This window comes from Caballeronia arationis (assembly GCF_001544975.2).
In the GTDB taxonomy this organism is placed as follows: Bacteria; Pseudomonadota; Gammaproteobacteria; order Burkholderiales; family Burkholderiaceae; genus Caballeronia; species Caballeronia arationis.
This window is the reverse complement of sequence record NZ_FCOG02000002.1, coordinates 167,605-181,441: the sequence shown is the minus strand read 5'-3', so window position 1 is coordinate 181,441 and position 13,837 is coordinate 167,605. Positions and strand designations below refer to the sequence as shown.

The window sequence follows — 13,837 nt, the reverse complement described above, 5'->3', positions numbered from 1 at the left end:
ATCGGGCATTTTTGGCTCGAATTTGACCGGCCTTGGCGTGGCTCATATCGTTCGACCCATGTCATGTCGATGTGATTCGCCCCGCTCCTTCCGGCTCATCGGAAGCGGGAATCCAACTTTCGAGCTTCCCACTTCCATGAATCCTGACGCCGTGAATTCCGATCTGAGCATGCCGCTCGCATCACAACGAACCGTTCGTTCCGCGAGCAACGTACGTCGCGCGGTCACCACCGCCGTGCTCGGACAAATACTCGAGTGGTACGACTTTTTTCTCTACGGAACCGCCGCTGCGCTCGTATTCGGCAAGCTGTTCTTTCCTGTCGGCAGCGATCCACTGACCGGGACCATCGCCGCGTTCGGCGGGTTCACCGTAGGGTTTATCGCCCGGCCTATCGGTGGCGTTCTGTGCGGGCATATCGGCGATCGTTACGGCCGCAAGGTCGTCATGATGCTCACGCTTCTCACGATGGGCACTGCCACCGCGCTGATGGGCGTGCTGCCCACGTATCACCAGATCGGGATCGCAGCGCCCGTCCTGCTGGTGTTGCTGCGCATCCTTCAGGGACTTGCCGCGGGCGGCGAATGGAGCGGCAGCATCCTGCTGATTCATGAAAATGCGCCTCGGTCGAGACGCGGCGCGCTCGCGGCCTGGAGCCCGTGCGGCGCAGCGCTCGGCTTCGTGCTGTCGACAGGCGCGTTCCTGCTGGTTCAAAATCTATCGTCCGTTGACTTCCTGAGCTGGGGCTGGCGCGTTCCGTTCCTTTGCAGCGTCGCACTGGTCGCGCTCGGATTGTGGATGCGCCGTTCGGTGGGCGAAAGCACCGCATTCGCTGAAGTGAAGGCGACGCGCCATGAAAGCCGCATGCCCGTTATCGAAGTGTTGCGGCAATGCCCCCGTGAAGTCGCGACCATCTTTGGTCTTCGTTTCGGCGAAGGCGGCGCGTCGTACCTCTTCTTCGCGTTCTCTATCGCATACGGCCAGTTTCTCGGCATCAAATCGAACTGGATACTCAGTGGGCTCACGCTCTCGATGCTGCTGATGATCCCGGTCTCCTTGTTCTTCGGTTACCTGACGGACAAGGTAGGACGCAAGCCCGTCTACCTGGCCGGCGCAATAGCGATGGTGCTCGTCGCATGGCCTTACTTCGCCCTTATCGGCTCCGGCGAATACTGGAAGATCGTCGCCGCGCTCGTGCTCGCCAACAGCATCACGCTCGGCATTCTCGAAGGCGCGCAACCTGCCTTCATCAGCGAGATGCTGCCGGTGCATCTGCGCTTCTCGGGACTCGGCGTCGGGCGGGAGATTTCATCGGTGCTCGGCGGCGGCCTCTCGCCGATGATCGCCACCGCGCTGCTCGCGCACTATCGCAGTGCCGTGCCGGTTGCGCTTTATCTGGGCGCGCTCGGCTTGATCACCGTCGTCGCCACGCTGCTCGCCCGCGAGACGTATCCGAAATCGATGCGTATCGCGGATCGCCAGGCTTCCAAATGACATCGCCCACTCCCATTCACCAACAAGAGGTATCGCGCATGCACGCCATTCATACCGCAAGCGCCGGCGCTTGCGCCGCCAACGCACGAATCATCGATATGCAGGACGACTATCCCGAGTACGCGGGCCCGCTCTCTCTGGACGAACTCGTCGTCGAAGTCGAGCGTCGCCGCGACGAATTCGATCGGCTCTCGCACGTGCCGCGTGACATGGTCGCGAAGATGAAGCGGGCGGGGATTTTTCGCGCGAGCACGCCGAAGCGCTTTGGTGGCGATGCCCTGCCGCCGCCGCGCTTTCTGGAAATGCTCGAACGTATCGCGATCGCCGATGGCTCGGCCGCATGGGTCGCCGCATTCGGTTCCGCGAACACGTATCTCGCCTCGCTGCCCGTCGAAACCCAGGCGCGCATCTATGCGTCCGGGCCGGATCAGGTCTTCTCAGGCGGCCTGTATCCGCTGCAAAAAGCCGAACGCGCGCCTGGCGGATTTCTGGTCTCCGGACAATGGCGCTTTGCTAGCGGCTGCAAAGGCGCGGACTGGATCGGCGTGGGCATCGGCGGGGCGCCGGGCAACGCTGATGGTTCAAATGCGGGCAAGCCTTTCACCGCGGTCTTTCCCGCAAGCGAAGTGGAGATCGTCGACAACTGGAACGTGGTCGGCATGCAAGGCACGGGCAGCCACGATCTGCGCCTCGCGAACAAGTTCGTCGACGCGCAATGGACCTTCATCCGGGGCGGTGTGCCGTTGATCGATGAGCCGCTTTATCGCTATCCCGCCGTCGCCTATCAGGCGCAGGTGCATGCGGCGGTGAACATCGGCCTTGCGCGTGCGGCGCTCGACCTGCTTGCCGGCATGTCCGGCGTGACCACGACCACGACGGGCGCACCGCGGCTCGCCGACCGCGCCTACTATCGCACCGGCCTCGCGCAAGCCGAAGCGAACCTGCGCAGCGCGCGGGCTTTCTTCTTCGATTCCGCGGAAACCTCATGGCGCACGGTGCTGAATGGCGATCCCGTCACGCCCGACGAAGCCAATCTGCTTCGCCTCTCCGCGACGCACGCCGCGCACACCTGCGCCGAGGTCGTCATGCAGGCGTACAAGATGGCGGGCATCGGCGCCATCTATCGCGAGAGCCGCATGCAACGGCTCGTGCGTGACTCGATCGTCGTCACGCAGCATGCGTTTCTCGGCGAAGGCACGTACGACGCTTCGGGCGCGCTGTTCGTCGGCATTGCGCCGGTGACGCCCTATCCCTGATCGACCAGGAGCAACAGCCATGAACCACGACGACACACGCACGCAGTTTCGAAACGCAATGGCCTCTCTCGGGGCGGCCGTCAATGTGATCACGACGGACGGTTCGCACGGCCGCTGCGGCATCACGGCGAGCGCGGTCTGCTCGGTGACCGACACACCGCCGATCATGCTCGTGTGCATCAATCAATCGAGCTATGTTCACGATGTACTGCAAGGCAACGGGCGTGTCTGCATTAACGTACTCGGCGCGCGCGCTCAGGAACTGGCGCGCGTGTTCGCCGGCATGACCGGATGCTCGATGGACGAGAGGTTCGACCGATGTGAGTGGCAACGCGGCCCGCTCGGCGCGCCGGTCCTCGACGATGCAATTGCAAACCTCGAAGGCAAAATCATCGACAGCAAGACGGTCGGATCGCACTCGGTGATTTTCGTGCAGATCGAAAGCATCGCCACACGCGATGACGGCGATGGACTCGTCTACTTCGGCAGACAGTTTCATCAGCTCGCACGCGAGGCCGCCTGATCATGCAAGCGTGTCTCTTTCTGTTCAGCGAGCGCGATACCGCAGGCTCGCTCGATATCTTTGCATTGCAGGAGAACGCGGCTCGAATCGACGGCCTGAGCCGGCTGATCGTGCATGAACCGGTCGCCGGCGAGGTCGATCCACGTATCACGCAGAAGCAGGATGCGCCGTCGTGCGTGCTGCAGTGGTACTTCGAAGAACTCGCACCGCTCGAAGCCGCACTCGAAGCCGATGGCGCGATTCATCGCGCGTTGCACTCCGCGGCGCACACGGCACTGAGCACTTCATTCTTCACGCAGCAGATCATGGCCGTGCGCACGCTCGCGCCGCCGCACGCCGCTCCGATGCGCGAGCACGCGAAACGGTGCACTTATCTCGTCGCCTATGAAGGCCCCGCCGACGACTTCAATGCGTGGCTCGCGCATTATCTGCGGCATCATCCGCCGCTGATGCTGCAATTGCCCGCGTTGCGCGAACTGGAAATTTACACGCACATCGACTGCGCGAACTGCCTGCCGTTCGAGCCGGCACGAGCCATGCAGCGCAACAAGGTCGTTTTCGACGACTTCAGCGCACTCGCCGATGCACTCGCCTCCCCCGTGCGGGACGCGATGCGGCGCGACTTCCAGGCGCTGCCGCCCTACAGCGGCGCGACTCCGCATTTTGCAATGCGCAGCACTTACGTTAATCTCGCGACACACTGACCGGCCGTCGCGCATGACGCGATATGCCCCACGTTCGCGAGAGACGCGCATGAACAAGTCGAATCCCGGCATCGCCGATCTGAACCTGCTGCGCGTGTTCCTCGCCATCTGGGACTTGCGCAGCCTCACCGCCGCCGGGGATCGTCTGGGTCTCACTCAGCCCGCGGTGAGCCACGCGCTTCGCCGTTTGCGCAATCTCTTCGAAGACCCGTTGTTCGTGCGCACGCCGAACGGCATGGTGCCGACCGATGCCGCGTTTCGTCTCTATCCGCCGCTCGCGCAAGCCATCGCCATCATCAACGAAGCAATGCAGCAACTCGCGAAGTTCGATCCCGCGACCGCGCAGCGCGTCTTCCGCGTGTCGATGTCGGACATGTCGGAGTTCTACTTCCTCCCGCCGCTCATCGCGCTGCTCGATCGTGAAGCGCGCGGTATTCGCATCGACGTTGTCAATATTCCCGTCGAATCGGTGAGCGCCTCCATGCGCGCCGGCGAAATCGATCTCGCGCTCGGCTACGTTCCCGGTCTCGATGCGGGCTGCGTGAGCCAGACGCTCTTCGTCGATGAGCACGTGTGCGTGGTGCGCGCGGGTCATCCGCTGCGCAAGGCAAAGCCGAGCCGCGAAGACCTTTCCGCGTTGCGATATGTCTATGCGAGCACCAATGCAACCGGTCATCGAATGGTCGAACAGTGGCTCGACGAGTTGAACCTCAAGCGCGATGTCGTACTACGCTTGCCGCATTTCGTCGTCGCCCCGGAGATTGTGATGAATACCGATCTCGCCGTGATCTTCCCGAAGAGCATCGCGCGGCGCTTCAATCGCGGCAAGGCGTTTCGCATCCTGCCGCTGCCGTTCGCGCTGCCGCCGATCGAAATTCAGGTGCACTCGCATACGCAATTCGCATCGGACGCCGGCATCACCTGGCTGCGCGAAACCATTCACGCGATGTTTGATCAGCCCGCCTAGCGCCCATTTGCCGCACTGATACCCGAAGGTCTTTTCGGCCAATTTGACGCCGATATCTGTCGACTCGACACTGCGTGACATGCAAAAGCCTTCTGAAAGGCCGCATGCCCTACTTCTTCCAATGCGAGCAGACATGTCTACGGTTCAATCCTCCGCCCGTGCCGAGTACGGCACCGCGATGCCGGATCGCGCACTCAAACGTATCGTCGTGGCGTCTGTCGCGGGCAATGCGATGGAGTGGTACGACTTCTTCGTGTACGGCACGGCGGCCGCGCTCGTGTTCGGACAATTGTTTTTTCCCGCCAACGCAGACCCGCTGATCGGTACGCTAGGCGCGTTCGCCGCGTTCGCAATGGGCTTCATCGCTCGACCGCTCGGGGGCGTCGTGTTCGGGCATATCGGCGACCGCTACGGACGCCGCGCCTCGCTCGTGTGGACGCTGCTCATCATGGGCTTTGCGACCTTCGGCATCGGCCTGTTGCCGACCTACGACCACGTCGGCCTGTGGGCGCCTGCCGCGCTGGTTGCATTGCGATTGCTGCAAGGCATCGCGTCCGGCGGTGAATGGGGCGGCGGTGTGCTGATGATCAGTGAGAGCGCACCACCCGAGAAGCGCGGTTATTACGCGGCGTGGAGCCAACTGGGAGTGGGCGGCGGGTTCGTGCTTTCTTCGGCCGCGTTTCTCGCTGTGCAGGCGCTTCCGCACGATCAGTTCATTTCGTGGGGATGGCGTCTGCCGTTTCTCGCCAGCATCCTGATCTTCGCGATCGGCGTGTACATCCGCCGCAGGCTGCCGGAAAGCCGCGAGTTCGCGAGTGCGGAGAAAGCGGGGACCACGTCGCACATGCCCGTGCTCGAAGCGATCCGCCGGCATCCCAAAGAGATTCTGATGGCGATGGGTTTGCGGGTCGCGGAAAACGGCGGCGCGTATATTTTCCTTGCGTTCTCGCTCGTATACGGCAAGTTCTCCGGCATTCCCAACTCGACGATGCTCACCGGCGTCATGCTGGCGATGGTGGTCGAAATGGGCGCGATGCTCGCATGGGGCAAACTCTCGGACCGCATCGGACGCAAGCCCGTCTACATGATCGGCGCAATCTCGCTCGCACTGATGGCGTTCCCGTTCTTCTGGCTGCTCGACACGCATTCCACTCCGCTCGTCTGGCTTGCGCTCGTGCTCGGCACGGCCGTGTGTCACGGCGCGATGATCGGCACGCTGCCCGCCCTCGTCGGCGAACTTTTCGACACCGAGGTGCGCTATTCCGGCGTCGCGCTCGGTCATGAAGTGGCGTCGATTTTCGCGGGTGGCCTGTCGCCCCTCATTGCTATAGCGCTGCTCTCGCGTTACCACGCTTACTGGCCTGTCTCCCTCTTTCTGATCGCGCTCAGCCTCGTCACCGTCGTGACGTTGAAATTCACGCGCGAAACGCATCAGAAGTAACGCCGCTTCCCTTTTCATCCAACACACATCGATCTGCATTCGCGCGGCCCGCGCCGTCGCGAGTGCTTTCGCACATCCATACCGGAGAGACAGCATGAACCCGTCGCCCCTGACGAAGCCCGCGGGCAAGCGTTATACCTATGAGTGGTATGTCGTCCTCATCTGCATGCTGGCGTACATCTTTTCCTTCATCGACCGGCAAGTGCTCGCGTTGATGATCGAGCCGATCAAGCGAGACCTGCATCTTACCGATACCCAATTCAGCCTTCTTCACGGCTTTGCTTTCTCCCTCTTCTACGCGGTGATGGGCATGCCGATCGCTTATCTGGCCGACCGCTTCGCGCGTCCGCGCATCATCGCCAGCGGCATCGCGCTGTGGAGCGTGGCGACCGCCGCGTGCGGAATGAGCCAGAACTTCGCGCACATGTTCATCTCGCGCATGAGCGTGGGTGTCGGCGAGGCCGCGCTGTCGCCCGGCGCCTACTCGATGCTCGCGGACCTTTTCCCCAAATCGAAACTCGGGTGTGCGGTAGGCGTGTATTCGTTGGGCTCGTTCATCGGAGGCGGTATCGCGTTTCTCGTCGGCGGATATGTGATTGCATTGCTCAAGCATGCGAGCGTATTTACGCTGCCGCTGCTCGGCGAGGTTCGCGCCTGGCAGATCACGTTCTTCATCGTCGGGCTGCCCGGCCTCCTCATCGCGCTACTTTTCAAGCTGACGGTGCATGACCCCGCGCGCAAAGGCCTCGCGCAGGACGGCGCGGGCCGTGTCAGGCGCGTGTCGATGGCGGACTCCGTACGTTTCATAGCATCTCATCGCAAGACGTTTTTCTGCCATTACCTTGGCTTCTCCTTCTATGCCATGACGCTGTATTGCCTGATGAGCTGGAGCCCCGCGTTTTACATGCGCCGCTTCGGACTTACGCCGGTCGAAGCAGGCTACACGCTCGGCACTGTGATGCTGGTCGCCAACACGGCGGGCGTGTTCTGCGGTGGCTGGCTGAGCGATCGTCTGCTACGTCGCGGTCACGCGGATGCGCCCATGCGAGCCGCGTTCATCGGCGCCGCGTGCATGTTCGTTCCGGCCATTGCGTTCGCGCAGACAGCGAGCCTCAACGCATCGCTCGCATGGCTGGTCGCTGCGATGTTCTTTGCGTCGTTCCCGCTCGCGACCTCGGCCGCCGCGATGCAATCGCTTGCGCCCAATCAGATGCGCGCGCAAATCTCCGCGATGTTACTGCTCGTGTCGAACCTCATCGGGCTGGGCCTCGGCACGACGGCCGTCGCGCTCATCACCGACAAGGTGTTCGGCTCGCCGCTCGCGGTCGGGCAGTCGATGACGATCATCGACGCCATCGCGACCGCGCTCGCCGTGGTCCTGCTCTTCCGTGGGTGCAGACACTATCGCGCGAGTCTCGAACGCGAGGCGCTTGAGTCGCGCGTGACGGCAGAAGCATCGGATATCGCCGTGTCAGACGGCAGAGAAATAAATCCGGCTGATGTGTCCAAGGCTTTTTAACCAATTTCACTTATTCGCTCGACGGCGCTAACCTCGACGCATCGTCCCCAAAGACACACCGGAAGGCAATTGATCATGCAAGCTCAGACCCTGAAAGTTCGGGTGGACGCTTTGCGCGAGGAAGCGCATGGCGTCCGGTCATTCAGCATCTCGCGCCTCGATGGGCGGCCCTTCGATCGCTATGAGCCGGGCGCGCATATCGACGTCACGAGTCCATCGGGCATTACGCGTCAATATTCGCTGTGCGGCGATCCGGAACGTCTGGATTCGCACATCTTCGCCGTGAAGAAAGAGGCTGAATCGCGCGGCGGCTCGCGCTCGCTGCACGAGGAAGTGAAAGTCGGCACCGAGTTGTCCATCGGCGCACCGCGAAATCTGTTCCGGCTGGAGGAAAGCGCAAGCGAGCATATCCTGATCGGCGCGGGCATCGGCATCACGCCGCTGTTTTCGATGGCTTATCGGCTCGCCGCCCGCCAGGCGCGCTTCACGCTGCATTACTTCGCCCGCAGCGAAACGCATGCCGCATTCATGACGCTGCTCGCACGCGCGCCATTCGACCAGCACGTCAAGCTGCATTTCGGCGTGCAGCGCGACGGCTTTCCGGAAGAACTCGATGCGTGCCTGCGCGAAGCGGGTCCGGGCGCGCACGTCTACACATGTGGCCCCGCGCCTTTCATGGACCTGGTGGTCGACCGGGCGCAGGCGCGTCTTCCGGCAGAGGCCATCCATCTCGAACGTTTCAAGGCCGAACCGGCGCCCGCCACCGACAACCCGCTCGACAGCTTCGACGTGCAACTCGCGAGCACGGGCCAAACCGTGCGCGTGGATGCGAAGACCTCCATCGTGGAAGCGCTCGCGTCGATCGGCATCGAAGTGGACACCTCGTGCGGCGAAGGGGTGTGCGGGACTTGCATGGTCGATGTCATGAGCGGCGAGCCGGAGCATCGCGACCACTGTCTGAGCAAGGCCGAGCGCGCGAGCAACAGCGTGATCTGCTGTTGCATCTCGCGTTCGCGCTCGCCCGTGCTGGTCCTCGACCTCTGAATCACATCTTCTCGAAGTTCGCCAGGAGCTCGGCCATCAGGTCGCGCATCCAGGCGATGCCTTCATCTTCGTGAAAGTGCTCGTGCCAGTGCATCGTCACGGCAGCCTTCGGCAATGGCACGGGCAGCGCATAGATGCGAAACGCATCGCCTCGATTGAGGATGTGCGCGAGCCGCTCGGGCAGCGTGGCGAGCAGATCCGTTGCAGCGAGCACGCCCGGCACGGCAACGAAGTGCGGCAGTGCCAGCGCGATATTGCGTCCGACGCCTTGCGCTCGCAGCGCATCGTCGAGCGCATGGTGACTGTGTTCGAGCGAGCGCACCTGCACGTGTGACGCGGCAAGAAACTGGTCGAGCTTCAGCGTGTTCCCTGCCGGCAAGTCGCGGCGCTTGCGCGTCATGCATACGTATGACTCTTCGAACAGCAGGCTATGGCGCGTGCGCGGCAGCAGGGACGGCAGGTTCCCGATCGCGAAGTCGAGCCGGCTGGATCGCAACGCCTCTTCTATGTCTTCCACCGGCAACGGCTCGACCAGCAACTTCGCGCGTGGCGCGGCTTCCTGCATCGCCGCGCAGATCGCGGGCAGATACGCCATTTCGCCAGCATCCGAGAGAGACAGGCGAAACGTCCGCGTGCTCGTTGCGGGATCGAATCGTTCGGCGTAGCGCAGCGCCTGGCGCACGGTATCGAGCGCGCGTCCCACGATCTCCGCGAGTTCGAGCGCGACAGGCGTGGGCTGCATGCCCGCGCGCGTGCGAATGAAAAGCGTGTCGTCGAACAGCGTTCGCAAGCGTCCCAGCGAATAGCTGACCGCAGGCTGCGAAAGCGCAAGCCGTTCCCCTGCCTTTGTGAGGCTGCGTTCTTCCACGATGGCTTGAAAGACGCGCAAGAGATTCAGATCGACGTGGTCGATGGAAGTCATTGTGGGAACTCCGAGATATCGGCCGCACTTATTCGACGACCTGTTTTTAATCGATTTGACGCATGATCTTCGGAAAGCGAGACTGATGTCAACGAGAGGATGCGCCGATGTTCGTCGACATCCTCGTGTCGCCCACTCAACTTCTCCCCACGACCACGATGAGTACGCCAACCTACCAAACCATCGACACGAGCGCGCTTGCGAAGCGCGCAGAGTCTGATCGCATTGCGCCTTCTCTCTACTACGATCCCGATCTGTTCGAAGCCGAACTCGAGCGCATCTTCTACAAGACGTGGATCTGGGTTGCGCATGAAAGCGAACTGCCGAAGCCCGGCGACTTTGTCACGACGACGATCGGCCGCCAGCCGGTGATCGTCGTGCGCGACAAGACGGGCGCGGTGAACGTGCTGCAGAACCGCTGCCGCCATCGCGGCGCGACCGTGTGCGAGGAACACAAGGGCAACGCAAAGGGCTTCACGTGCCCGTATCACAGTTGGTCCTACGCGCTCGATGGGGCGCTGCGCGCCCTGCCCTACGGCGACGGCTATGAAGGCGTCTGCGAGAAAGGCGATCTGCCGCTGAAGAAACTGTGCGTCGGGATTTATCAAGGACTTGTTTTCGCGAGCTTCAACGAAGCGATCGAACCGCTCGAAGACTTTCTCGGCGGCGCGAAGCCCTGGATCGATCTGTTCATGAAGCAAGGCGCGGGCTACCCGATCAAGGCCAACGGCGAGCACAAGTTCAAGTTCAAGGGCAACTGGAAGATTCAGCTCGAGAACACGACGGACCTCTACCACTTCCCTGTCGTTCACAAGTCGTGGATGAAATCCATCGACGACGAAACCGCCGCCGTCATCACGAGCTTCATGACGAGCGATCAGGCGTTCTGCCGCGCGCTTGGCAACGGCCACAGCCTTGCGCTGCTGGTTCCCGAGATCGTCGATCTCGACCAGGACGATGGCGCGCCGCTGCCGGAGCGCTTCAGTGAACTCGCTGCGAAACTCTCGGAAAAGCACACGCCGGACGAAGTGCGCCGCATCGTGCGCTCGCTGATGGGCGTCGGCTTCAATCTGAATCTCTTTCCGAACCTCGCGCTGTCGATGGCCTTCTTCCGCGTCTTGCGGCCGATCTCCGCTGAGGAAACGGAAATCCGTCACGTCGCGCTCGCGATGGATGGCGGCCCCGAGGAAGCCAATCGCGTGCGTCTGCGCATTCACGAACATTTCCAGGGTCCGTTCGGTTTCGGCAGCCCTGACGACGCGGAAGCATGGGAACGGGTGCAGCGCGGCTCGCACGCGGGCCCTGACGTGCCGATCCTCGTCAACCGAGGCCTCAACCGCGAAACGACTGCATCGAACGGGGAGAAGACCGCGCACGCCACGGATGAGACCGGCATGCGCGAAGCCTACAAGCAATGGCGCGCAATGATGGAGCAGGCATGATGGACGACCGCAACGTACTCTTTTCCCATCAGACCTTCGCGCGTGCGATCGAGTTCATCTGGCGCGAAGCCGAATTGCTCGATCGTCGCGACTATGCCGCGTGGCTCGAATTGTGGGAGCCCAAGGGCTTTTACGTGGTGCCGATCGATCCCGACACGACCGATTACGCGTCGACGCTGAACTACGCCTACGACGATCACGACATGCGCGAAAAACGCGTAGAACGCATGACGTCCGGTTATTCGGCTTCCGCGTCGGATGCGGCGCGCACCGTGCGCACCGTGTCGCGCTTCACGCTGTCGAGCGATAGCGCGGACGGAGTCGAAGTGAAATCGTCACAGGTCATTGTTGCGTACAAGCGCGGGGTGTCGACGATCTTCGCCGCCGATCTCACGCACAAGATCAGCATGGCGAGCGGCGAGCCGCGTCTCGTCGAGAAGGTCATCCGTCTGATCGATTCCACCGAAGCGCTCAGCGCCATCGGCTTCCTGCTTTGATGCAGAGGCGCGCATCGGCGCCCGCTTTACGCTGATGCGCGCACGTCCAACTGAAACGCCATCATGCCGACACTCGAAGTCTATCTGCCGCAAGGCCACGCGGTCGAACGCAAGGCGTCGCTCATTCAGGGACTGACGCAAGCGACCGTCGATGCAATCGGCGCGCCCGCCGAGTCCGTGCGCATCCTGCTTTCCGAACTGCCCGCAACGAATATCGGTCTTGGCGGCACGCTCACGCCATCCGCGTTACCTGTGATCATCGCGATACTGATCGCAGGACGCACGGACGCACAAAAGAAAGCGCTGATCGCGCAGCTGTCCGAAACGATCGCCGCGGTCCTCGATGCGCCATTGCAGTCCACGCGCGTCATGATCAAGGACATTCCGAACACGGACTTCGGAATTGGCGGCCAGACGGCTCGCGCGCTCGGCCGCTAGCTCGATAGTGGACTCACGGATGCGTCGAAAGCGGCAGCGCGAAGCGGCAGTCAAGCCCGCCGGTTGCCGCACGCTGCGCCCAGATGCGCCCGTCGTGCCGCGAGACGATGTTCTTGCACAACGACAAGCCGATGCCATTGCCGCCCGCCTTCGACGAGGAAAAGCCGTCGAACAGGCGGTCGAGCACATCGTCTGGCACACCCGGACCGTTGTCGGTCACGTGAAGTTCGGCGGCATCATCGCTTCGGGATGTGGCCAGTGTGACGGTACGTCCAGCTTGCTTCGCTTCGGTCAGCGCGTCGACGGCATTGAAAGCCAGATTGAGGATTACCTGGCCGATCAGCACGCGCTCGCAACGAACCGGCAAGGGCGCGGACCACTGTTCGATGTTCACGCTCACGCCTTCGTCGCGCGCACGCAGCTGGATAAAGTACGCGACGTCCGCGAGCACGTCGCGCAAGTCAGCTTGCGTCTCTACAGGCTCGCGTTTCCCGACGAATTCGCGCACGCTCCTGATGATGTGCGCCGCGTGTTCCGCCTGCCGGTCGGCGGCGCGCAAACCCCATATCGCGCTTTCGATTGCATCGGGCTGGCTCAAGCGCTGAATCGCGCCCTCGATGAAATTGCGTACCGCCGCGAGCGGCTGGCTCAGTTCATGGGCGATTGCCGTGGCCATTTCACCCATCGCGTTGTAACGTCCTGCGTATTCGAGCATTCGCGCTTCAGTTCGACGCGCGTCCTCCAGCTCGACCTCCTCGCTGATATCGCGGAAATGCACGAGCACGCCGTTGAGCGCATCGTCGATCTCGACGCGCCGGCACGTGATGCGCAACCAGCGTCCTGCTCCGTCGCGCCGTGTAATGCGATAGCGCTGCGCTGGCGTCGAACGGTTGCGCGTCGCGCCGCGCAATTGCGCCACCAGACGATCAAGATCCTCGCGCGCGCAGTAGTCGAGCGCGGCACCGAGCGGTGCATCGGGCGCGACGCCGAGCACGCGCCGTCCGGACTCGCTGAGATAAGCGACCTTGCCGCGAGTCGTGATCACCGCAACGCCCTCGCCAAGATCCTGCATGTATTCGCGCAGGCGCGTCTCATAGCTGCGCAGCTTCTGACGCATCGCTTCTTCTTCGCTGATGTCGCGAAACTGCACCATGACGACCGCGCGCTCGCTCAAGGGCACGTAGGTAGCAATCGCCTCGGAGAGCATGTCCGTGCCCGTGCGCGAGCGATAGCACCACTCGTACGCCTGAGGGCCGTGTTCGACCGATCGATCCATTGCACTCACCGCAATTTCGCGCCGGTATCTGGCGTCGTTGCGCGTCATGTCGTGCGCCTTGAGCGGCAGCAGATCGTCAAGCGAAAAACCGAGCGCGACGCAAGCGGCACGATTCGCCCAGACGATGGCTTTCGTTTCCGCGTCGTGCAGCAGCACACATTGCGTGAGCGCATCGAGGAGAACTCTGAAGTCCGCTTCGGAGGGATATGTCATGGAGAGCAACCCATTACGCATGTTTCGGGAAGGAGCCTTGTGACCCAGCTTGCACCATACCATCGGCTTCTCGCGGCATCGCTAAAGATTTCTTTACCCAGGT

Annotated in this window: 13 protein-coding genes; 11 read left to right on the top strand and 2 right to left on the bottom strand. The window is 62.4% G+C overall.

Annotated elements, in window-relative coordinates; all coding sequences use genetic code 11:
* The first annotated feature begins 169 nt into the window (after positions 1-169).
* The 8 genes from AWB81_RS02000 to AWB81_RS01965 all read left to right on the top strand — a co-directional run bounded on the left by AWB81_RS02000 (position 170) and on the right by AWB81_RS01965 (position 8,946).
* Complete coding sequence (locus tag AWB81_RS02000) at positions 170-1,492, top strand: MFS transporter (protein WP_087134767.1); 1,323 nt, start codon at positions 170-172, stop codon at positions 1,490-1,492.
* A gap of 98 nt (positions 1,493-1,590) precedes the next feature.
* The gene (locus AWB81_RS01995) at positions 1,591-2,748 is read left to right on the top strand and encodes an acyl-CoA dehydrogenase family protein (RefSeq protein WP_235025698.1); all 1,158 of its coding nucleotides are present in this window, start codon (positions 1,591-1,593) and stop codon (positions 2,746-2,748) included.
* A gap of 19 nt (positions 2,749-2,767) precedes the next feature.
* Complete coding sequence (gene hpaC, locus AWB81_RS01990; protein ID WP_062632217.1) at positions 2,768-3,271, top strand: 4-hydroxyphenylacetate 3-monooxygenase, reductase component; 504 nt, start codon at positions 2,768-2,770, stop codon at positions 3,269-3,271.
* A 2-nt stretch (positions 3,272-3,273) separates the two neighbouring features.
* Complete coding sequence (locus AWB81_RS01985) at positions 3,274-3,975, top strand: EthD family reductase (protein ID WP_062632216.1); 702 nt, start codon at positions 3,274-3,276, stop codon at positions 3,973-3,975.
* Positions 3,976-4,024: 49 nt separating this feature from the next.
* The gene (locus AWB81_RS01980; RefSeq protein ID WP_062632215.1) at positions 4,025-4,942 is read left to right on the top strand and encodes a LysR family transcriptional regulator; all 918 of its coding nucleotides are present in this window, start codon (positions 4,025-4,027) and stop codon (positions 4,940-4,942) included.
* 133 nt (positions 4,943-5,075) lie between these two features.
* The gene (locus AWB81_RS01975; RefSeq protein WP_062632214.1) at positions 5,076-6,383 is read left to right on the top strand and encodes an MFS transporter; all 1,308 of its coding nucleotides are present in this window, start codon (positions 5,076-5,078) and stop codon (positions 6,381-6,383) included.
* Between the two features lie 94 nt (positions 6,384-6,477).
* The gene (locus AWB81_RS01970) at positions 6,478-7,902 is read left to right on the top strand and encodes a spinster family MFS transporter (RefSeq protein WP_062632213.1); all 1,425 of its coding nucleotides are present in this window, start codon (positions 6,478-6,480) and stop codon (positions 7,900-7,902) included.
* 75 nt (positions 7,903-7,977) lie between these two features.
* Complete coding sequence (locus tag AWB81_RS01965) at positions 7,978-8,946, top strand: PDR/VanB family oxidoreductase (RefSeq protein ID WP_062632212.1); 969 nt, start codon at positions 7,978-7,980, stop codon at positions 8,944-8,946.
* A gap of 1 nt (position 8,947) precedes the next feature.
* On the opposite strand, the gene AWB81_RS01960 is transcribed toward AWB81_RS01965, so the two are convergent.
* Complete coding sequence (locus tag AWB81_RS01960) at positions 8,948-9,868, bottom strand: LysR family transcriptional regulator (protein WP_062632211.1); 921 nt, start codon at positions 9,866-9,868, stop codon at positions 8,948-8,950.
* Positions 9,869-10,026: 158 nt separating this feature from the next.
* Here AWB81_RS01960 and AWB81_RS01955 point away from each other — a divergent pair, with 158 nt between their 5' ends.
* The 3 genes from AWB81_RS01955 to AWB81_RS01945 all read left to right on the top strand — a co-directional run bounded on the left by AWB81_RS01955 (position 10,027) and on the right by AWB81_RS01945 (position 12,245).
* On the top strand, positions 10,027-11,310 hold the full coding sequence (locus AWB81_RS01955; protein WP_062632272.1) for an aromatic ring-hydroxylating oxygenase subunit alpha: 1,284 nt from the start codon (positions 10,027-10,029) through the stop codon (positions 11,308-11,310).
* Positions 11,307-11,807 carry an aromatic-ring-hydroxylating dioxygenase subunit beta gene (locus AWB81_RS01950; RefSeq protein ID WP_062632210.1) on the top strand — a complete coding sequence of 167 codons (501 nt, stop codon included), beginning with the start codon at positions 11,307-11,309 and terminating at the stop codon, positions 11,805-11,807. The genes AWB81_RS01955 and AWB81_RS01950 overlap by 4 nt, the downstream gene beginning before the upstream one ends.
* Positions 11,808-11,870: 63 nt before the next feature.
* A complete protein-coding gene (locus AWB81_RS01945) occupies positions 11,871-12,245 on the top strand; it encodes a tautomerase family protein (RefSeq protein WP_062632209.1) in 375 nt (124 codons plus the stop codon).
* Positions 12,246-12,258: 13 nt separating this feature from the next.
* On the opposite strand, the gene AWB81_RS01940 is transcribed toward AWB81_RS01945, so the two are convergent.
* The gene (locus tag AWB81_RS01940) at positions 12,259-13,734 is read right to left on the bottom strand and encodes a PAS domain-containing sensor histidine kinase (RefSeq protein ID WP_062632208.1); all 1,476 of its coding nucleotides are present in this window, start codon (positions 13,732-13,734) and stop codon (positions 12,259-12,261) included.
* Positions 13,735-13,837 lie beyond the last annotated feature (103 nt).